The sequence below is a fragment of the Olivibacter jilunii genome, from assembly GCF_900607235.1.
In the GTDB taxonomy this organism is placed as follows: domain Bacteria; phylum Bacteroidota; class Bacteroidia; order Sphingobacteriales; family Sphingobacteriaceae; genus Olivibacter; species Olivibacter oleidegradans.
This window is the reverse complement of the sequence record NZ_LR027851.1, coordinates 468,997-490,028: the sequence shown is the minus strand read 5'-3', so window position 1 is coordinate 490,028 and position 21,032 is coordinate 468,997. Positions and strand designations below refer to the sequence as shown.

17 protein-coding genes are annotated in these 21,032 nt (G+C 41.6%); 15 read left to right on the top strand and 2 right to left on the bottom strand.

The window, feature by feature from the left end:
- Both E0E36_RS15995 and E0E36_RS15990 read right to left on the bottom strand, forming a co-directional pair.
- Positions 1–453, bottom strand: coding sequence for a DUF2141 domain-containing protein (locus E0E36_RS15995; RefSeq protein WP_130856790.1), 453 nt, complete (start codon positions 451–453; stop codon positions 1–3).
- Positions 450–1,148, bottom strand: a complete 699-nt coding sequence (locus E0E36_RS15990; RefSeq protein ID WP_130856789.1) for a helix-turn-helix domain-containing protein — start codon at positions 1,146–1,148, stop codon at positions 450–452. Before E0E36_RS15990 ends, E0E36_RS15995 begins: the two co-directional genes overlap by 4 nt.
- 112 nt (positions 1,149–1,260) lie before the next feature.
- Here E0E36_RS15990 and E0E36_RS15985 point away from each other — a divergent pair, with 112 nt between their 5' ends.
- From E0E36_RS15985 to E0E36_RS15915, 15 genes are all read left to right on the top strand, one after another.
- Positions 1,261–2,760, top strand: a complete 1,500-nt coding sequence (locus tag E0E36_RS15985; protein ID WP_130856788.1) for a phytoene desaturase family protein — start codon at positions 1,261–1,263, stop codon at positions 2,758–2,760.
- Positions 2,761–2,768: 8 nt separating this feature from the next.
- Positions 2,769–3,614 carry a phytoene/squalene synthase family protein gene (locus tag E0E36_RS15980; protein ID WP_130856787.1) on the top strand — a complete coding sequence of 282 codons (846 nt, stop codon included), beginning with the start codon at positions 2,769–2,771 and terminating at the stop codon, positions 3,612–3,614.
- A gap of 20 nt (positions 3,615–3,634) precedes the next feature.
- The gene (locus E0E36_RS15975; RefSeq protein ID WP_130856786.1) at positions 3,635–4,126 is read left to right on the top strand and encodes a sterol desaturase family protein; all 492 of its coding nucleotides are present in this window, start codon (positions 3,635–3,637) and stop codon (positions 4,124–4,126) included.
- Complete coding sequence (locus E0E36_RS15970; RefSeq protein ID WP_130856785.1) at positions 4,089–5,270, top strand: lycopene cyclase family protein; 1,182 nt, start codon at positions 4,089–4,091, stop codon at positions 5,268–5,270. Before E0E36_RS15975 ends, E0E36_RS15970 begins: the two co-directional genes overlap by 38 nt.
- 138 nt (positions 5,271–5,408) lie before the next feature.
- A complete protein-coding gene (locus E0E36_RS15965; protein WP_130856784.1) occupies positions 5,409–6,563 on the top strand; it encodes a zinc-dependent alcohol dehydrogenase in 1,155 nt (384 codons plus the stop codon).
- 1 nt (position 6,564) lies between these two features.
- Complete coding sequence (locus E0E36_RS15960) at positions 6,565–7,053, top strand: hypothetical protein (RefSeq protein ID WP_130856783.1); 489 nt, start codon at positions 6,565–6,567, stop codon at positions 7,051–7,053.
- A gap of 53 nt (positions 7,054–7,106) precedes the next feature.
- Positions 7,107–7,760, top strand: coding sequence for a DUF1349 domain-containing protein (locus tag E0E36_RS15955; protein ID WP_130856782.1), 654 nt, complete (start codon positions 7,107–7,109; stop codon positions 7,758–7,760).
- Positions 7,761–7,878: 118 nt separating this feature from the next.
- Complete coding sequence (locus tag E0E36_RS15950) at positions 7,879–8,445, top strand: RNA polymerase sigma factor (protein ID WP_013667920.1); 567 nt, start codon at positions 7,879–7,881, stop codon at positions 8,443–8,445.
- A gap of 92 nt (positions 8,446–8,537) precedes the next feature.
- Positions 8,538–9,734, top strand: coding sequence for a FecR family protein (locus E0E36_RS15945; RefSeq protein ID WP_130856781.1), 1,197 nt, complete (start codon positions 8,538–8,540; stop codon positions 9,732–9,734).
- A 173-nt stretch (positions 9,735–9,907) separates the two neighbouring features.
- Positions 9,908–13,180, top strand: coding sequence for a TonB-dependent receptor (locus E0E36_RS15940; RefSeq protein WP_130856780.1), 3,273 nt, complete (start codon positions 9,908–9,910; stop codon positions 13,178–13,180).
- 11 nt (positions 13,181–13,191) lie between these two features.
- Entirely contained in the window at positions 13,192–14,799 is a 1,608-nt protein-coding gene (locus E0E36_RS15935) for a RagB/SusD family nutrient uptake outer membrane protein (protein ID WP_130856779.1), read from the top strand.
- Between the two features lie 19 nt (positions 14,800–14,818).
- Entirely contained in the window at positions 14,819–16,894 is a 2,076-nt protein-coding gene (locus E0E36_RS15930) for a beta-L-arabinofuranosidase domain-containing protein (RefSeq protein WP_165447008.1), read from the top strand.
- A gap of 7 nt (positions 16,895–16,901) precedes the next feature.
- Positions 16,902–18,881 (top strand): glycoside hydrolase family 127 protein, encoded by a 1,980-nt coding sequence (locus E0E36_RS15925; protein WP_130856777.1) that lies wholly within the window; start codon positions 16,902–16,904, stop codon positions 18,879–18,881.
- Positions 18,882–18,991: 110 nt separating this feature from the next.
- Positions 18,992–20,386 (top strand): aminotransferase-like domain-containing protein, encoded by a 1,395-nt coding sequence (locus E0E36_RS15920; RefSeq protein ID WP_130856776.1) that lies wholly within the window; start codon positions 18,992–18,994, stop codon positions 20,384–20,386.
- Between the two features lie 87 nt (positions 20,387–20,473).
- On the top strand, positions 20,474–21,001 hold the full coding sequence (locus E0E36_RS15915; protein WP_130856775.1) for a GNAT family N-acetyltransferase: 528 nt from the start codon (positions 20,474–20,476) through the stop codon (positions 20,999–21,001).
- The last annotated feature ends 31 nt before the right edge of the window (positions 21,002–21,032 follow it).

Below are 21,032 nucleotides of genomic sequence, written 5' to 3'. Positions count from 1 at the left end.
TTAAAAAGAAATCAACTTTATAACAAGCTTGTTATTATCGGGTTTTAGCACAAAGGACGCTTCATCGAAACGAGGTGCCTTAAATAAGGGCATCTTTCTCGCCGAAAAACCAAAGGGTTCTTTGGGGATACCTAAGAAATTTGTATCCATTCGACCGTTACCATTTTTGTCAAAAAAAATAGCGAGCGCATATTTACCTATCGGTAGTTCTTCAAAGAAAAAAGATAGCGTGTCGGCGTGATTGCTCTCAACAATCTTACTGGCGTAACATTCCTTTTCATTTAAAAAAGACTGTTGATTTCTATAAAGAGCCGCGTATAAAACTCCTTTATTATTTTTTAGATTGCAAACATCGACCCGAAGCACACTTTTTTGCTGCGCACGTAGCCCTATATAACAAAAAACAAACGTAAATAAGCAAAATAATAGACGATGACAGGAACTAAACATCATTTTTCATTTTTTGGATCTGAATATTGAGGGTTATCCGATTCAAACATCGAAATCAATTCATCAAAAGAGCTCTTTTTATCCAACGAATAAATCGGGCGATGTCGTTGATCCAATTTTTGCAGTAACGATAGTAATACGAGATGCTCCTTTTCCGACAACGGCGACATAATGAGATCAGTAACTTTATTAATGCGTTGCAAAGCCAAATAAAAAGCTTGCTTTCCCAGCGTCGTGGCAGACAGAACTTTCGCTCTTTTGTCTGTTTCGGAAGGTGTTTGTTCTACTAATTGTTTCTTTAACAAGCGGCGTATAACCTCGATTCCTGTCGGTTTAAGTTGAAGGTGAGTTTCAATTAATTTAGATGGAGAATAATTGCCTTTGAAAACCAAGCTCAACATAAAGGCAAACTCGTCGTAAGTATCGAAAGCAGTCCCGTCTAGCGCTTGCCGAATGTAGTTCATTTTATGCCTACCTACAGCTGTAATCAAATGAGATGCATTATAATGGGCCTTACCGCCGCGATCTTTCCCATGCCAATTTATTCGCATAAACAAACTTTCATCCGCAGCATCATTGAAATCGCGCTTATTAATTAACCAAGTTGCAAAAGAATGAATATTGTCGGGAGATCTATTCATCTCCTGTTCGTATTGCCTAAGTTCGGACAACAGCTGTATCACTAAATTGTAATCCATGTCAGTAATTAACCACAAATGTATCAAAATAAACAACAAAGATTTTAGTATGTTTTAAAACTTATTTACTGATTTTTTTGTATTATTACATACAAATTAGTTATTCATCCTTATGACGCATAAAAAGCCATCCATATCCATTATAGGAGCGGGTATTTCGGGAATGGTAGCCAGCTGCTATCTACAAAAAAAAGGTTACCAAGTGACAGTATATGAAAAAAATTTAGAGCCTGGCGGTCGCGTCAGAAATTTTACGAATAAAGGTTTTACGTTCGATATGGGGCCAAGTTGGTACTGGATGCCGGAAGTATTCGAGCAGTTCTTCTCAGACTTTGGAAAAAAGATTAGTAATTACTATGAACTGATTCGTTTAGAACCTTCCTATAGTGTGTATTTCAATGATGGCAAATTCGAAGTGCCATCATCCATTGAAGGTTTAGGTGAAAAATTTGAAAAACTGGAACCAGGTAGTGCTGGAAGATTACGCTATTATATAAAAGATGCCAGAGAGAAGTACGAAATAGGAATGCATCGATTTGCGTTAAAACCCGCTTTACGTTTTGACGAATTCTTAAGTAAGGATATTTACACACTTTTGCGACGATTACAACCGCTTCGCAATATGGAGCAGCATGTGAACCGATATTTCGAGCACCCAAAAATCAGGCGAATAATGCAATTTCCAGTTATTTTTTTAGGTGCTATGCCTGAAAAAATTCCGGCGATGTATAGTCTTATGAACTATGCCGACATTGTTCTTGGAACGTGGTATCCTAGAGGAGGTATGTCCCGAATCGTCAGCGCTATTTATGCGCTCGCCCTCGAGCTGGGTGTCACGTTTCGTTTTAATGTCGATATCGACCACATTGAAGTTTCATTAGGAAAAGCAAACTATCTAAACAGTTATGACGAACGTTTATCTACCGATTTAGTGATAGGCGCCGGCGATTATCATCACATCGAGCAGCTTCTTCCCGTAAATTATCAACAATATAGTGAACAGTATTGGGAAAGCCGATCGATGGCTCCTTCCTGTCTGTTATACTATATAGGCATTAATAAGCGACTCGACTTAAATCATCACAATCTGTTTTTCGACACTGATTTTGAGAATCACGCTTCTTCTCTGTATAAAAATCCATCGTGGCCGGAAAAACCTTTATTTTACGCGTGCGCTCCATCTGTAAGTGACCCGAGCGTAGCCCCTTCAGGTTGCGAAAATCTATTTTTGTTGGTGCCGATAGCAGCTGGTTTAAAAGGAGATGACCCTTCTCTTAGGGCGAAATATTTCAAACACCTAATGAGCCGTTTAGAGCACCACCTTAAAACGGATATCACCGATCACGTAATTTATTATAAGGATTACAGTATTCAAGAGTTTATAACAGACTATCATGCATATTTAGGGAATGCCTATGGTTTAGCGAATACACTCAAGCAAACAGCCTTTGGCAAGCCTCGTTTAAGGAGCAAAAAGGTAGAAAATCTCTTTTACTGTGGTCAACTGACCGTCCCAGGTCCCGGGCTTCCACCGTCCATACTATCTGGCAAAATGGTGGCTGAGCAAGCAGATCAGTATTTGGCAAAACAAAAAGGAGTAATTATTAGCTAGCGAAATCTATGAATACAATTGACCTCTTTAATTCGACCAGTTATCTTTGCAGCAAAACGATCACGGTTAATTACAGTAGCTCCTTCTCGTCGGCAATCAAACTTTTTCATCCAGAATTACATGCGCCGATTCATGGAATTTACGGTTTTGTCCGCTTAGCCGATGAAATTGTTGATACCTTTCATAATTATCCCAAGGCCATATTGTTAGCGCAGTTCAAAAAGGACACTTTCGACGCAATAGATCAAAAAATAAGTTTGAATCCAATTTTACAGAGTTTTCAGCTCACTGTAAATCAATACAATATCGGGCATGAACTAATCGAAGCATTTTTTGACAGCATGCACTCCGATTTGGAAAAAAAAGATTGGACCACAAAGGAGGAGCTTAGCCGCTATATTTATGGATCGGCCGAAGTAGTTGGTTTGATGTGTCTTCAGGTGTTCTGTGATGGCAATTATGAGCAAGCAAAAATGCTTGCACCAGCCGCCACTTCACTTGGTGCGGCATTCCAAAAAGTCAATTTCCTGCGCGACTTAGCAGACGACTTAAAGAATTTAGAAAGAAGTTATTTTCCCCAGATTGATTTACATTGCCTTTCCCGGTCGGAGAAGGAGTTAATAGAGATGGACATCTCGAAGGATTTTGAAAGGGCTTACGCGGGCATTCTCCAATTGCCGGCAAAGGCTCGCTTTGGGGTATTGGTAGCTTATAAATATTACTTCTGCCTCTTTCAGAAAATTAAGGGGATCACGCCTGAACAATTGCTATCAAGCCGAGTAAGTGTTCCTCCAATAAAAAAAATGCTTCTTCTACTACAAATCAAAGTTGGTAATCGCCTTGGATTTCAATAGAATTTTAACTAGTTTAAACAATGGATATGTTATTATATATCGGGTTGACTATACTTGTTTTTGTGCTCATGGAACCGATTACTTGGGCAACTCACCGCTACGTAATGCATGGTTTTTTATGGTCGCTTCATCGCGATCATCACGAGCCTAATCACAGTAAACTGGAAAAAAATGATTGGTTTGCCTTTATTTTTTCCATTCCAAGTATGCTATGCTTTTATTTTGGCCATATGCGAGAAAATCCATGGTATTATTGCCTAGGTACAGGCATATTGCTTTATGGTATAGCTTACTTTTTTGTTCATGATATCATTATCCATCAGCGTGTAAAATGGTTTACCAGATCAAAAAATCGCTACATCAGGCAACTCCGCTGGGCACATAAAATGCACCATAAACATCTTGGTCCGGAGAACGGGGAGTCGTTTGGATTTTTATACGTTGAAAAAAAATACCGAGCAAAAATAAAACGTGATGACGATCTCAACAACAACAGCGCCCAGCGACAATAACTTCGATTACATTATTATCGGTGCGGGCCTAGCTGGATTAAGTCTAGCTGTGAGCCTACTAAAGAATAAAATAACGGGTCGTAAGCGTATCTTACTCTTGGAAAAAAGTCAGCAGCAATATCAGGGGCGTACCTGGTGCTTTTGGGAAAATGGTGCTGATTGGTGGGATAGCTTAGTTAGTAAAACGTGGTCCATTGCTACCTTTTACGAGGGTACACGTCAGTTAGCAAAAGAATTAGCACCTATGAAATACAAAATGGTGCATTCAGATGACTATCGGCGTTACGTTTTCAATATACTTCGTAAACAGCAAAACATCCATCTACTATCTCGCGATGTAGTCGATTGCAAAGACCTCGGTACAACAGTCGCTGTTCATACGGAGGAGGGACTATTTTTTGCGCCCCTTGTATTCGATAGTCGTTTCCAGTTGGCTGAATTAGAGAGACACAAAGGGCACATACTTTATCAACAGTTTATAGGCTGGTTTATAAAAAGTGAAGAGCCGATTTTCGATCCGCAAAAAGCGTGTTTAATGGACTTTAGGGCGACACAAGATACACATGTATCTTTTTGCTATGTATTACCCAAGACAGCACATGAGGCGCTTGTTGAGTTTACCATATTCAGTAAACAAATTTATTCCGATCAATACCTCCAAGCATTACTAACCACATATATTGACGAACATATTGACACTTTTAGTTTTAATGTATTAGGCAAAGAGACCGGCGTCATTCCGATGACCGATTATGCGTTTGGGAGTCCGTCAAATCGCATCATTCCAATTGGCACAGCGGGTGGTTGCAGCAAGCCATCTTCAGGCTATACCTTCACTTTTGTGCAACAACATGTCAAACACATCGTTCAACAACTCGCACAAGACCGATTGCCACTTCCCTTCCATAAGCTTCAGGCTAAACGTTTTCTTTTTTATGACCGCGTTATGTTACGAATCCTTAAAGAATTTCCAGAAAAAGGCGCCTCATTATTTTTTAGTATGTTTCATCGAAATAACGCTAACAGCATGTTCAAATTTTTAGCGAACCAAAGCACACTTTGGCAAGAAATTAATATTTTCCGCAAACTGCCAGTTTTATTTTTTTTAAGAATGGCTTGGCGAGAGATCGTTCGCGATAAGTAAGCAATTAATCTGTATATAAATGATCCACCGTATTTATACGATTACGTAAAAATACGGTTTCGTCAATCAAGGAAAACTTCATCTGCATTCTCCTGTTAAGTGCTGTAGCTAGTGATGTTTATATTTAACACCGAATTTATGTTAGCAATGAACTACCGAGGACCGTTTAGAGTCCGGACTGATGAAAAACCATATCCAAAAATCCTACATCCAGAGGACGCTATTGTTCGAGTTACTCGCTCCTGCATATGCGGTTCTGATCTACACTTGTATCATGGACTGGTACCCGATACACGCGTCGGCAGCACTTTTGGCCACGAGTTTATCGGCATTGTAGAAGAAGTGGGATCGCAAGTAACCGAAATTCAGGTTGGCGATCATGTGCTTGTACCCTTCAATATAGCTTGCGGTAAATGTGCCTTTTGTAAACAGGAATTATATGGCAATTGTCATGAATCAAACCCTGAAGCAACTGCTGTTGGCGGTATCTTCGGTTATTCGCATACAGCAGGTGGTTACGATGGTGGACAAGCGGAGTACGTCCGTGTCCCTTACGCTAATGTCGGACCGACCCGCATACCTCCCGAGATGGATCCGGACGATGCGGTATTATTAGCCGATGTGGTGCCTACCGCCTATCAGGCAGCCGAGATGGGAGGCATCAAAAAGGGTGATACAGTAGTTATTTTTGGAGCCGGGCCAATAGGTATTATGACGGCAAAATGCGCCTGGCTATTCGGTGCCGGCCGTGTTATCGTTATTGACCACTTGGAATATCGACTGGAATTCGTTAAAAATTACGCACAATGCGAGGCTTATAATTTTCGCTCGATGGAAGACCCGGTTCTCTTCATTAAAAAAACAACCGATTGGTTTGGTGCTGACGTGTGTATTGATGCTGTTGGTGGTGACGCTGCCGGTAATGCCATGCAAACCATCACTGGAAGAAAATTGCTCTTGCAAGCAGGTTCGGCTACGGCACTTCATTGGGCAATCAATTCGGTTAAAAAAGGAGGCATTGTATCCATTGTAGGCGTATACGGACCTACCGACAATCTGATCCCCATCGGCAACGTAGTAAACAAAGGCATCACCATTCGCGCTAACCAAGCGTCCGTAAAACGCGTATTACCTAAGCTTATAGATCATGTTATGGCAGGGCGGTTAAATCCCAAAGGCATTATCACACATCGGCTACCATTGGAAGAGGTATCCGACGCTTATCGTATGTTTTCATCTAAGTTAGACAATTGCATAAAACCTGTACTCATACCACCCAAAGCAAAAATATAATATGAAAGAGACAAAGGATTATTCACACATAAAAGGTTGGGGTATCGACGCAGATCCTGAAAACGAACCTACTTACCCCCTAAAAAACTATACAGGTGACGACCATGCTCGTACTCATTGGGACCGCCCAAGTCTACAGGTAAAGGACGTGGAAATCCTCCACTCTAACGAAAGGCCAACTATTAGCGCTGTATTTGGCAATACCTTACCTCCAAAAGGTTTAAGTGGAATCGTTAGACGTTTTGCCTTCAGATACAGCGAAAATCGATACCGCCATTGGTTACCCTTATTGTTGGCCGACCGGATTGATGTGATAGAGGGCTTGTTTGACGACCTACGCCATGGGCATATCCCAAACATCTTTGCAGAGAAAGGGTATAAAGCACGTTGGAAACATGATCGAAACGGTGTCATTAAAAAAGCGGCAACGGTTGTGGTGATAACAAGCTGCCTAATCCTTCTTCTTCGACACGGAAAAAATAAGCGGTAATTTATTTTTTTGCCCCAAGGCTTTTCCTATTTTTGGTGCTCAAATGCATCATTATGAAAATATTCGCCCTTGTACCTTTATTCTGTTTGTTACCGCTCGCACCTAAAGCTCAGACCCTCGAAAAAATGACTTGGTTTAATGAGCCCGCCGAATGGAAAATAGATGGTCGACAATTCACGATGGAGGTGACCCCTAAAAGTGATTATTGGCGAGTTTCGCATTACGGATTTACCGTAGATGACGCACCTTTTTATTATGCTAACTATGGAGGTGAATTCGAAGCGAAGGTGAAACTCATTGGCCAGTACCAGGCGCGCTTTGATCAAATGGGTTTAATGATCCGAACCGACCATGAAAACTGGATCAAGGCGGGCGTCGAATTTGTGGATGGCAAACTCAATGTCAGTGCGGTAGTAACGCACGGAAAAAGCGATTGGAGTGTGGTACGATTGGAAAAAATCCCGCCCCACATTTGGATAAAAGCGATAAGACGCTTGGATGCCATTGAATTTTTTTACTCCTTCGACGACAAAAACTATATTATGCTGCGCAACGCTCCCTTAGAGGACAATCGGCCTGTACAGGTTGGTTTGATGGCAGCTTGTCCCGATGGCGAAGGTTTTACCGCCAAGTTCGAAGAATTTACCGTCAAGCATTTACCTGATCAACGTCGGATTGAGTGGTTGAAAAAGAACGCTTCAGAATAATTGCAAGAATTAAAAATATCCTTCCTTTTCTAATTTATTAGACAATGATTATCGCCAATGCTTGGAATTCTGCATTGATTGCCTATTTTTGTTTGCAGTAAACCAAATCGCAGACCTAGTGGCTTTCGAGGAAAAAGAATTGATATTACAAGTATCAAAGGGCAATGAACATGCCTTTTCGCTTCTTTTTCGTCAATATCATTTACACCTGGCTACCTTTGTTTATAAGCTGACAGACTCCTATGAGCTTACGGAGGAAATTGTGCAGGATGTCTTTCTCAAAATATGGACAAACCGAACGCAATTAACCGCTGTTAAAAATTTTAAAGCCTATCTATTTACTGTTTCGAAGAACCATAGCCTCAATTGTCTGAAGCAGGCGGTAAAAGAAAAAGCAGTCCGCCAACACTGGAAACACGAACACAGTAGGCTGTTTAGCGAAGATGAGTTAACAAACTATCATCTTTTGCTTGATCAGGCGATCGATACGCTTCCTCCCCAACAGCAAAGAGTTTATTTGCTAAGTAAGCATGAACACTTAAAATACGCGGAAATAGCCGATCGAATGGGGATTTCTAAAGAGACCGTTAAAAGCTACCTAAAACTTGCAACCAGTACGGTTATCAGCTACCTGAAAAAGCATATTTACCTTCTCCTCTTTTTGCTCATTAAAATAAAGTTTTAATTTTTCGCTAGTCGCTACCCCCTTTTTTTATTTTTTATTGTCTTTTATATAGTCTCGCTTTGCTAGCAAGGGACATAACCATTTATAATAATATGAACAGCGCTTCAGAAAGATTCTATTTTTTGCTAAATCGTTTTTTAAATAAAAGCATTCATCGTGAGGAGTTAGATGAACTGTTGTTTCTGTTAGATACCCTTCCGAAAGAAGAGATCGATCAAGTGTTACAGGCCATCTATGAGGAGACTCTTGTATCGCCCCTGTTAGCAGAAAAGCTAAAAAGCGAAGAGATGCTCAAACAAATATTAGGAAAGAAAGTAGCGCGCCCGATCTCCAAGCGTCATTCTCTGTCCCTATATGTCAAACTTGCGGCTACCGCGGCAGTCTTAGCGGGACTTGCTTTCGGAGTTTTTATTCTTCAGCAAAAAAACAAACCGCTGAATTTGCAAACGACAAACACTGCGCCAAGTAAGGAAAGCGATATTTTACCGGGAGGAAACAAAGCCACCTTAAGAATGGCAGACGGAACTACCATTATACTGAACGACTCACCGAACGGCCTTTTAGCCAATGAGAAAGGTATATCTATAAAGAAAATAGCTGACGGAGAACTCATCATTGATGCCGGTACAATAAAAAATGATGAAACGCCAACACAGCGTTGGAATACCGTAGCGACCCCTAGAGGGGGTCAATACCAAATACGGCTCCCCGATGGAAGTAAGGTCTGGTTAAACGCAGCAAGTTCCTTACGATTTCCTTCGCAGTTCCATGGCAATGAACGCAAGGTAGAATTAAGTGGTGAGGCTTACTTTGAGATTGCTAAACATTCAAACAAGGCATTTAAAGTGATTAGTAGGCATTTAGAAGTGCATGTATTGGGCACTGATTTTAATTTATTGGATTACGATAACGAAACGGTAGTTAAAACCACCCTGGTTAACGGAGCAGTTAAAATAAAGCGCGGGACACAGGCGAAGTTGTTAAAACCGGGCCAACAAGCATTACTGCATCGCAATGAGACCATTACTATAACTGATCATGCTGACATAGAAAGTGAAATTGCCTGGAAAAATGGCGTCTTTATATTTAAGGACGCTAGTATTCAACACGTTATGGAACAAGTGGCCAGATGGTATGATATTGAAGTGGAATATACCGGTGTTCGATCCAAGAAATTACTGAATGGAAGCGTTTCCAGAAATGTCAATCTATCTGAGTTGATGAATATGCTTGCCTATACCGGCGTAAATTACGAAATACGAGGAAGAAAAGTCTTGATTAAAAACTAACTGCAAAGCTTCGTCTTTGAGCCTAACCAATAACGTAAACCCAAACATGATGAGCGAATAAAAACAATAAGAATGACAGTAAAACGGAGAGTGCTGGTACCACTCTCCGAAAAGCTTGGAGTTATTTCCACATTGGTCTGACAACATTTATTAACCCAAACACAACAAAAGTAATGAAATTTATTTCAAAGGCCGCGCTATGTGATCGGCCGTTCCTGCAGCAATTATTATTGACTATGAAACTTACTGCGTTTATACTACTATTAGCCCTGATGCAGGTCAGTGCCAAAAGTTATAGTCAAGGGATAACCTTAAAAAAGGAAGAAGCTTCCGTCACTGATATCCTCAAGTTAATTGAACAGCAAAGTGGGTATCATTTTCTGTTCGATAAGATGGATATAGAGAAAGCCAGCCCCATCACCGTCGATCTTAAAAACGTATCCATTGAAGAAGCACTGAAAAAAAGCTTGGAAAACCAACCGCTATCATTCAAAATCATGCAACGAACGATTGTTTTGAAAGGCATCCATCGGGTAGTAAAAAGCGTTGCTACCTTTCAGCAATTTGTCAGTGGAGTAGTGAGAGACGAGAAAGGACTACCCCTACAAGGCGTTAGTATAAAGATAAAAGGTACTAACACCGGTACAACAAGCAATGTAGATGGGCTTTATAAGCTCTCGATTTCTCAGGAAAATGCAACTCTTTTATTCAGCTATATTGGTTATGTTACACAAGAAGTACCCATTAAGAACCAAAACACGATTGATATTACCTTAAAAGAAGATGCGAATACGCTTAATGAAGTGGTAGTAGTAGGATATGGCACACAAAAACGCGAACAAATTACCACCGCCATTGCCAGTGTTAAATCAGAAGATTTCGTTCAAGGTTCGGTAAATGACGCTGCACAATTGATTCGTGGTAAAGTTGCCGGTTTAAGTGTAGTATCACCCGATGCCAATCCGGTTGCAACTGCTCAAGTTAATCTCCGGGGAGTACCCTCTATTTTAGCCAGTAGTGCCCCTTTGGTGTTAATTGATGGTGTACCCGGAACGCTGTTTACCGTTGCACCGGAAGATATCGAGTCCATCGATATCCTGAAAGATGGCTCTGCGGCAGCCATTTATGGTACACGGGGCACCAATGGGGTTATTCTGATTACCACCAAAAAAGTAAATGGGGAAACACCCGCAACTATTGACGTCAACACCTATTTTACCACACAAAGTATTGCCAGAAGACTGGATTTTATGGATGCTGCTCAATACCGTCAACGGGTGGCTGAGGGAAGGCCAGGTGCTACTGATTATGGTTACGAGACCGATTGGTTGGACGAAATAACACAAACACCTATTTCACAAGTATATAATATCAGTTTAAAAGGCGGAAACAGTAAAACCAATTATATCGCTAATGTAAATTACAGAAATCTTGAAGGTATTATCAAAAGGTCGAACAACCAAGTACTTTTCCCACGCATTGAGTTTAATCATCAGATGTTTGACGGTAAGTTAAAATTGAATGCCAATATAAATGGTTATCAACAAAAATATTTTTCCGGCGCAGACGGTACGAGCTTCCGAGGAGATGTGTACAGAAACGGACTTACTTTTAATCCGACTGATCGTCTAAAAGATGATAACGGGACATGGGTAGAGCGGATAGAGAAAACCGACTATATGAATCCCGTAGCGCTCTTGGAAGAAACACAGGGACTCATTCAGAACAACAATTTCAGAACGTTTGGCAATATCACTTATTCGCCTACACAAGACATCCATGTAAAGCTTTTACTTTCGCGCGATCTTTATAATAGCACCCGGGGTTACTACGAAACAAAGAAGCATTTCTCAACCATTCGAGATGGAAGAAATGGCTACGCTTCCAGAGGCACTACACGCACGCAAGAGGATCTGTTAGAATTGACAGCTGACTACCATACAATTATTAAAGACCATGAAATTACCGGCTTAATCGGTTACAGTTGGCGAAACAATAATTACCAAGATTATTGGATGCAAAATTGGGATTTTCCGACGGATGATTTTTCATATAACAATATGGGAGCCGGATTAGCCTTAAAACGCGGACAAGCGCCTGAGAATTCCTTACAAAGCGAGAACAAGTTAGTCGGTTATTTTTTCAGACTAAACTACAATTATAAAGAAAAGTACCTTCTCATGGCCAGCATTCGTCATGAGGGGTCTTCTAAGTTTGGACGAAACAGCAAATGGGGTAATTTTCCGGCAGTTTCAGTAGGGTGGAATGCCATTCGCGAGCTTTTTTTCCAAGATGTCAAAGCTCTTAGTAACCTAAAATTTCGGGCAGGGTTCGGCATCACCGGTACGGAACCACCCGATCCGTATCAATCCTTAAGCCTAGTTAACTTTGATACCTATAGTCTTGTTAATGGACAATGGATTCAGGTAGTGAATCCTTCGCTAAATCCGAATCCCGATCTACGTTGGGAGAAGAAAGAGGAGTTAAATATGGGTCTTGATTTTGGGTTCTTTGACAACCGTTTGTCCGGTTCGGTCGACTACTACAGAAGAACCACAAAAGATTTGTTAATGGATTATCCGGTACCTACCCCACCCTATTTGTACAATACGATTCAAGCAAATGCAGCCTCTATGCAGAATAAGGGAGTCGAGTTGCAGGTGAACGGTGTACCTCTGCAAACGGGCGACTTTCAGTGGCGTACATCCGTAAACTTTTCCACCAACAGTAATAAGATTTTATCCTTATCTGATGAGAACTTCCAGCTCGCTAGCGGTTACTTTGATACCGGAGAAACGGGTGAACCGATTCAACAACGTACCCATCGCGTGCAAGTGGGTCAGCCTATAGGCAATTTCTATGGATTTAAGACCGTTGATATTGATGAGAACGGCTATTGGATTATTGAAGGTAAAGATGGCAACCCAAAGCCCATAGCCAATCAACAAGCCGATGACAAGCAAATTATAGGCAATGGGTTACCGAAATATTACGCAAGCTGGAACAACACTATAGTATACAAAAATTTCGATTTGAATATTACTATGCGTGGTGCCTTCGGTTTCCAAATCTTGAATATGCCCGAAATGTTCTATGGCAACCCGGTGATGCTTACACGCGGTAATTTACTCAATTCAGCCTATAACAACGTCTTTGACAAACGTCCACTTGCCGATGATCAATCCCTTAATTACGTAAGTTATTATATAGAAAATGGCGACTACTGGAAAATCGACAATGTCACTTTGGGCTATAATCTTCCGGCTACCGGCAAATACATTAAGCGCGTACGTCTGTATGGATCGATTTCGAACCTAGCTACCATTACCGGTTATAAAGGGATAGATCCCGAAGTAAGTATTAGCGGCTTATCTCCAGGTATTGATAATAAAAATCGTTATCCGTCTACTACTAGTTACACCTTGGGTGCATTCTTAACTTTTTAAGTCCTTGAAAGATGAAAACACTAACATATTATATACCGTTTTTTTTATTCGTCATTATGCTCTCTGCTTGCAACAATGACCTAGACGAAATCTTATATACTGAGGTAACTGATGATCAGTTAACCTACACCAATGCTTATCAGGCAACCGGCATTCTCTATGCCAATATGCGTGAACTTTTCGACCATCACAATTGGGCGGGCGTACAGGAAACTTCCTCGGATGAGTTGGTCATGCCTGCTAATGCCTCTGGTTGGGATGATGGTGGCATATACAAGAGAATCCACTTACATACATGGAATTCAGAAAACGAGCAAATGAGTGCCATGTGGAACAGCTTCTATAAAGGTGTAATCAACGCCAATCGCATTATAAGCTTATTTGAAGCGGACAAAATTCCCTTAAGTGACGGATTAACAAAAGAAAGCATCATAGCAGAAGTAAGAGTAATACGTGCTTTTTTTTATTGGCTCGTTTGTGATAATTTTGGCGATGCACCCCTCGTTACAACAGTCAGCACTCAGCTTCCGGCTAACGTGTCGAGAGCTGAACTTTATCAATTCATTGTTTCGGAAATCAACGCTGCCATCCCCGCACTAAGTGAAGATCGTGATCAGCTTTTCTATGGTCGATTTAATAAATGGGCCGCGAAATCCCTGTTAGCTAATGTGTATCTCAATGCAGAAGTTTACAGTGGTGCACCCGCCTGGCAAGATTGCATACAACAATGCAATGATGTGATCAGCTCTGGTAAATACAGTCTAAGCACCAACTTTAGGGAGATATTTAGCACCTTTAATGAAAATTCTCCGGAAATTATATTTGCCGTTCCCTTCAATGAAACTGTTGGCGGTGGTTTTCTCTTCCATATGTTTTCTTGGCACGCCTCGCTAAAAGCCAAAGCGAATATGCAAGCCACCCCTTGGGGTTCCGGTTCAGCCATGGCCGTACCACAATTTATCGACAGCTATGATCCAGTTGACGGACGCTTAGCCGACACTTGGTTGATGGGGCCTCAATTTGCCGCCGATGGCAAGACAGCACTTCTGGGTGCATACGATCAAGCCGGCAAGCCGCTTGTATTCACAAAAGCAATTCCGGACGGATTGTACACCGGTGAATCAGAAGGCTATCGGATGAATAAATTTACCGTCAAGATGGGAGCCATGCATAATTTAGATAATGATTTTCCTTTCTTCCGATATGCTGATATCCTGCTGATGAAGGCCGAGTGCCTGTTGCGTAACGGCAGCGCAGATGAAGCAGCGATGTTAGTTAGCCAAGTAAGAAACCGGGCTTTCAGAAATAATCCTGAAAAAGCGAATGTAACCGGTAGTGAGCTGAAGCAGAACAGTCGCTATCCTTATGGTTATGTAGAAGATTATAAAATAATAGATGAAGGCAACACAGCACCCATAAAATATGGACGCATGCTTGATGAACTCGGGTGGGAATTCGCTTGGGAAGGTCACCGTCGACGCGACATGATTCGCTTTGGCATATTTACCAGCAAAAGTTGGCTATCACATAAACCAAATGGTGATTATCGTATTATCTTCCCGATTCCGCAGCAGACCATCAACTCGAATCCTAATTTAACACAAAACCAAGGTTACTAACATCATGCTTCATACAACGATGAAAACAAAACAAGTTATATGTTTTATTCTTCTTGCTTTCGGCCTAGGCGTTGCAAGCGAGGCGCAAGTACAGAATCGTAGCCCCCTACGTCCTAATCCTTATCTCGAGCTCCCGCTGGGTAATATACAAGCAAAGGGTTGGCTGGCCGATCAACTTAATCGAATGAAAGCCGGACTTACCGGACACCTGGATGCACGTTATCCGCAAGTAATTGGCTCGCGAAACGGCTGGTTGGGTGGCGATGGCGATGCGTGGGAAAGAGGCCCCTATTGGGTCGATGGTTTACTTCCTTTAGCGTATATTTTGAAAGACCAAGCTCTTATTAACAAAGTGAAACCTTGGATTGAATGGACTTTGAACAACCAGCGTGAAGACGGTTATCTTGGACCTAAACCCCTTGCGGAAAAACCAGAGCCCGAACCCGGTATTCAAAAAGAGCCCGTAGAAGATTGGTGGCCTCGTATGGTTATGCTAAAAGTGCTCCAACAATATTACAGCGCCACAGGCGATAAACGCGTTATTGAAGCGCTGACTAAATATTTTAAATATCAGCTGCAAGAACTTCCCCAGCATCCCTTGGACCAATGGTCTTTTTGGGGAAATCGCAGAGGAGCTGACAATTTAATGGTCGTTTATTGGTTGTACAACGTGACGGGCGAAAACTTTCTATTGGATTTAGGTAATCTGATTTATCAACAGACTTTTCCCTATACAAAGGTATTTTCAGGCGCTTACGGCACAAAACAGGATGGTATTGAACATCTCTACCCATATAACACCGGCAATACTTATCCATTTAAGCAAGCGCTTATCGATAAATTACATGTTGGTCAGTTGCAAAGCTTCCACTGTGTTAATCTTGCTCAAGGTATTAAAACACCGGTTATTTATTATCAACAGCATCCCGATTCGACCTATATCGAAGCAGTAAAAAAAGCCTTTAATGACATCGCTATCTTTCACGGTCAAGCGCAGGGCATGTACGGTGGAGACGAACCTCTCCATGGGAACGCGCCTACGCAAGGTATTGAATTCTGCTCGGTGGTCGAAATGCTCTTCTCCTTAGAAAGTATGCTGACCATTACAGGCGACACGGAATTTGCCGATCGAATCGAAAAAATCGCCTATAATGCCATGCCTACACAAGCTACGGACGACTTTAATTATCGGCAATATTTTCAAAGCGCAAACCAAGTTATGATTTCCCGCGCCAAACGTAATTTTTTCGAAGATGATGGGCACCAAGGTACTGATCAATGTTATGGATTACTTACGGGGTATCCCTGTTGTACAGCCAATATGCACCAAGGATGGCCCAAGCTTGTACAAAACCTCTGGTATCAAACGGCCGACGGAGGCGTAGCGGCGCTTTTGTACGGTCCTAGCCACGTAAAAGCACAAGTAAACGGACAGCCCATCGAAATCTCCGAAGACACCTATTATCCTTTCGATGAGCGTATTCATTTTACTATTCATAGCAAAAAGGATTTAAGTTTCCCTTTTCATCTACGCATTCCACATTGGGCAAAAAATGCACAAATTAAGATGAACGGCGAACTAAGTAATGAAGAGGTTAAGCCAGGCAGCATCGTAAAAATCAGTCGCCTCTGGAAAAATGGAGATCAAATAACCCTTGTTTTGCCTATGCAAATTGAAACCAGTCGCTGGGCTGAACTATCCGTTGCCGTAGAGCGCGGACCGCTGGTATACGCGTTGAAAATCGATGAGGATTGGCGTAAAGTGAACGACGGCGACTATTTTGGAGACTACCTCGAAGTGCATCCCAAATCGGATTGGAATTTCGGTTTACTATCGAAAACGATCGCAGATCCTCAGAGCGGCTTTGAAGTCATAAAGAACAAGGCAAACGGTCAATATCCATGGAATTTATCCGGCGCACCGATTATCCTTCAGACCAAAGCTAAAAAAATTCCGGAGTGGAAACTCTATAAAAACATGGCGGGCCCGCTTCCCCATCAATTTACGGAAGCAGCGGAAGAAGAAATCCCAATCACCTTGATTCCCTATGGTTGCACTACCTTACGAATCACACAATTCCCTGTAATTAATTAAAAATATCATGACGAGAAAAAGAATGCTTTATATCGGCAGTTACTTCCTATTCGCAATAGGAAATGCTTATGCGCAGGAGACATTGTCCCCTATACGGCCCGTCAACTTTTCGAAGGTTGAAATAACCGATCAATTTTGGACGCCAAAAATCAAAACAGTGAGCGAAGTAACCATTCCGGTCTGTATAGAGCAGACCGAGGTTAAAACACCCCGTATTCGAAATTTCGAGAAAGTGGCACAACATTCGGGCGAAAAACACGAAGGAATTTATTACGATGATTCGGATGTTTACAAAGCCTTGGAAGCGATCGCTTATTCGCTCAAAAACCACCCCGATCAGCAATTAGAGCAAAAAGCCGATGAGTGGATTGATAAAATAGCCGCTGCACAGCTGCCTGATGGATATTTGAATACGTACTATACACTTAATGGATTAGATAAACGATGGACGGACATGGATATGCATGAAGATTACTGTGCAGGTCATCTTATCGAAGCTGCTGTTGCTTATTATAATACCACCGGCAAAACAAAACTCCTGGAAGTTGCTACTCGTTTTGCCGATCATATAGATTCTACTTTTCGGCAACAAAACCGGCCTTGGGTGAGCGGGCACCAGGAAATCGAGTTAGCTTTGGTCAAGCTGTATCATATGACCAAAAAAGAACGCTATTTAGCGTTAGCAGACTGGTTTCTTCAACAGCGAGGACGCGGTTACGGTAAGGGCCATACATGGGACGACTTAAAAGATCCGGCTCGCTGCCAAGACGCCGTGCCGTTGAAAGATCAGAAGGAAATTACAGGACATGCGGTGCGGGCAATGTATCTTTATACAGGCGCCGCTGATGTGGGAGCCGCCACAGGCAATACCGAGTACATGCAAGCGATGCAAACAGTTTGGCAAGATGTCGTATACCGTAATATGTATATCACCGGAGGCATTGGGTCCACTGCAAAAAATGAAGGTTTTAGTCAAGATTACGATCTTCCCAATGCCAGCGCTTATTGCGAAACCTGTGCCTCCGTCGGCATGGTTTTCTGGAACCAGCGAATGAATCTACTTACCGGCAAAGCTAAATATTTCGACATACTCGAACGAAGTTTGTATAATGGCGCGCTGGACGGTCTCTCCTATAGCGGCAATCGTTTTTTCTATGGAAACCCACTCGCATCACATGGCGGCTACGGTCGAAGCGAGTGGTTCGGCACTGCTTGCTGTCCTTCCAATATTGCACGTTTAGTGGAATCTTTGGGCGATTATATTTATGCACATTCAGATAAAGCGGTTTGGGTGAACCTATTCGTAGGCAGTAAAGCTGCCATTCCTTTATCCCAAGGTACTGTTGAAATAGCACAACAGACCGGTTATCCATGGCAGGGCGATATTAATATTCGGGTAACGCCCGATAGAAAAAGAAAGTTCCCGTTACATATCCGCATACCCGGCTGGCTGCTCGGTCAACCAGCTCCAGGCGATACTTATCGATTTTTGGACACTACGGAAAACAAATACACCTTGCAAGTCAATGGTAAGAATGTTCCTTATCACATCGAAAAAGGTTATGTTGTTATAGATCGAATTTGGGACAAGAACGATGCTGTCAGTATTCAAATGCCATTGGAAGTAAAAAAGATTGCGGCCAACGATCAAGTCGTCGCCAATAAAAATCGTATTGCCCTACAACGCGGACCACTCGTTTACTGTGTAGAGCAAGTTGACAATCAGGATAACGCTATGAACTTCATCGTACCTCCGGACGCCCATTTTACAGCAAGCTTTCAAAAAGATCTACTGGGCGGGGTAGTTACTTTACAAAGCAAACTGCCGGCAGCCACTCCATCGAGTGATGGAAAATCGATTCAGGTTACCAAACAAACGATCACAGCGATTCCTTATTTCTGTTGGGCTAACCGAGGCAATGGTGAAATGCAAGTGTGGTTACCTACTAAAATAAAAAATGTGCTGATTAATTCGAAGGGTCTTTAGTTAAGCTAGCTGTACCGACGATATTAAACTGTACTGTCCTGTTTTCCAATAGTTAAAATGGTTATGTTTGCTTCTAAAGCAACATATACTTAAACAGGCAGTACAGTTATATGAGGTCGTATAAATTTGAAGTATTCACTGTATCCATTGAAAAAAATATTCGTAAGGGTATTTATCAGCCAGGGCAAAGATTGCCTTCAGTACGCGACTTAAAAAAAATGCACCATTTGAGTACAACTACTGTGCAACACGGTTATGAACGACTTGTAAGTCAGGGATTAGTGACCAGCGTTCCAAAGAAAGGCTACTACGTAAGTGAACCGATTACAGACCTGGAAAACACCGTATATCCGATTGTAAGAGATCCGATATTTGTAAATAATCGCTTCCATACTACTTCAGCAAATCTGAAGAGGTCTGTATCCGAGTTTAATGTCGCTGCTCCGGGAGACCTCCTAATTCCTCAGAAACTGTTATTACGCACCATGCAGCAAGTGATCCGGGATAAAAGTGCTGGTCTCTTGCGGTATTACGATTCAAATGGTTTACAGGATTTAAAACATAAAATTATCAGTCATGCGGCCATTTACCGAACGATTATTTCGCCTGACGAATTACTAATTACTGACGGAGCCCTACAAGCTCTTTATATTGCGCTCAGTTCAGTCTGCGAAACCAATGATGTCATTGCCATCGAAAGCCCTTGTGTCTTTTCCGTTCTTGAAGTTGCAAGGGTGCTTAAGTTAAAAGTAATAGAGATTCCTTTTACCACTAAAATAGGATTTGACCTCGATTTCTTACGGAAAGCCTGTCTCAAAAACAACGTAAAGGCACTCGTCATTACGCCCAACTTTCACAATCCTACGGGAGCGATGATGACGGATGAGGAAAAACAGAGTCTTCTTTCCATTGCACAAAAGCATGGGCTTATCGTAATAGAGAATGATATTTATGGCGACCTTCCTTTTAATGGAGAACGACCTTCAACTATTAGGAGTTTCGACGAAAGTGGTTCGGTAATGACCTACTCTTCTTATGCTAAAACCTTGGCTCCGGGGGTTCGGCTAGGATGGCTATCGACGGCTCATTTTATGCATCGCGCCGAACAGATTAAGTTCGCTCTGGGAAGTACAGTATCCCCTATTTATCAGGAAACTGTTCATCGCTTGCTATCGAATGCCAGCTATCAACGACATATTCGTTCTTTTAGAGCACAACTCGCAAAAAATGCACAATTTACCATTGACTTACTAAATGAATGTTTTCCAAGGGGAACGCAAATCAGCGATCCAAAAGGGGGATATAATCTCTGGGTAAAACTGCCAAAGCATATCGATGTTGACCTATTTTATCGTAAATGCGAGGAAACAGGAATCAGGTTTACACCCGGTGACACTTTTTCTTTTTCCAACGCCTTTGAAAATCATTTTAGGGTCGTTTTCTCGGACAAATATTCATCTAAGAAAATCGAGGCAATAAAATCAATTGGAAAATATATTCATTAAATGCTGTACTGAAGAGTCTTAGTATTTCTGTATCGAGGATGCTACTGAAATGTTATATACTTTCGTATACTTCATAATGCTACAAGAATGAGAATCATAACTAAATTTACCGTCGGAACGGAGCAAGGAATAAATGACTTAATGCAATTAACAAGCACTATTGCCACCGAAAAATATGTACATTTATTGAGCCCGGAAACACTCGAGAATTATCTATCAAAACATTTCAATGAAGATGAGCTTATTCGCGAAATAAATAGTTTATCGAATCAATGGCTCGTTGTATATGCGAACGACAAAGCGGTTGGTTATGCCCGTTTAACCACCAAAGGAGAAAGACCCACCTATTTAAGCCAACAGCGCCTGATCCGAATTGCCGATTTCGGCATTTTGCAAGACCATAAAGAACAGGCGATAAAAGAATCATTATTAGATAAATGCGTATCCGTTTCGAAGTCCTATGATCTTATATGGATTAACGAATATTTGGAGAACCCCCTCGTTTCGTTTTTCGAACAAAATGGCTTTTGTAGAGAAAACGGCGTTTATCAAATGGAAGAATTACCATTAGCATCAACGTATCTGATTAAACGTATCCATCAAAATACAATATAAAGGAGTAGGTTCCTACTCCTTTATATCATTC

Bases quoted from the DNA above. Each gene is read 5' to 3' on its own strand.
- E0E36_RS15925 (WP_130856777.1), top strand. From the start codon at position 16,902: ATGACGAGAAAAAGAATGCTTTATATCGGCAGTTACTTCCTATTCGCA.
- E0E36_RS15965 (WP_130856784.1), top strand. From the start codon at position 5,409: ATGTTAGCAATGAACTACCGAGGACCGTTTAGAGTCCGGACTGATGAA.
- E0E36_RS15920 (WP_130856776.1), top strand. From the start codon at position 18,992: ATGAGGTCGTATAAATTTGAAGTATTCACTGTATCCATTGAAAAAAAT.
- E0E36_RS15995 (WP_130856790.1), bottom strand. From the start codon at position 453: ATGATGTTTAGTTCCTGTCATCGTCTATTATTTTGCTTATTTACGTTT.
- E0E36_RS15990 (WP_130856789.1), bottom strand. From the start codon at position 1,148: ATGGATTACAATTTAGTGATACAGCTGTTGTCCGAACTTAGGCAATAC.
- E0E36_RS15955 (WP_130856782.1), top strand. From the start codon at position 7,107: ATGAAAATATTCGCCCTTGTACCTTTATTCTGTTTGTTACCGCTCGCA.
- E0E36_RS15940 (WP_130856780.1), top strand. From the start codon at position 9,908: ATGAAATTTATTTCAAAGGCCGCGCTATGTGATCGGCCGTTCCTGCAG.
- E0E36_RS15915 (WP_130856775.1), top strand. From the start codon at position 20,474: ATGAGAATCATAACTAAATTTACCGTCGGAACGGAGCAAGGAATAAAT.
- E0E36_RS15985 (WP_130856788.1), top strand. From the start codon at position 1,261: ATGACGCATAAAAAGCCATCCATATCCATTATAGGAGCGGGTATTTCG.
- E0E36_RS15980 (WP_130856787.1), top strand. From the start codon at position 2,769: ATGAATACAATTGACCTCTTTAATTCGACCAGTTATCTTTGCAGCAAA.
- E0E36_RS15960 (WP_130856783.1), top strand. From the start codon at position 6,565: ATGAAAGAGACAAAGGATTATTCACACATAAAAGGTTGGGGTATCGAC.
- E0E36_RS15970 (WP_130856785.1), top strand. From the start codon at position 4,089: ATGACGATCTCAACAACAACAGCGCCCAGCGACAATAACTTCGATTAC.
- E0E36_RS15935 (WP_130856779.1), top strand. From the start codon at position 13,192: ATGAAAACACTAACATATTATATACCGTTTTTTTTATTCGTCATTATG.
- E0E36_RS15945 (WP_130856781.1), top strand. From the start codon at position 8,538: ATGAACAGCGCTTCAGAAAGATTCTATTTTTTGCTAAATCGTTTTTTA.
- E0E36_RS15930 (WP_165447008.1), top strand. From the start codon at position 14,819: ATGAAAACAAAACAAGTTATATGTTTTATTCTTCTTGCTTTCGGCCTA.
- E0E36_RS15975 (WP_130856786.1), top strand. From the start codon at position 3,635: ATGGATATGTTATTATATATCGGGTTGACTATACTTGTTTTTGTGCTC.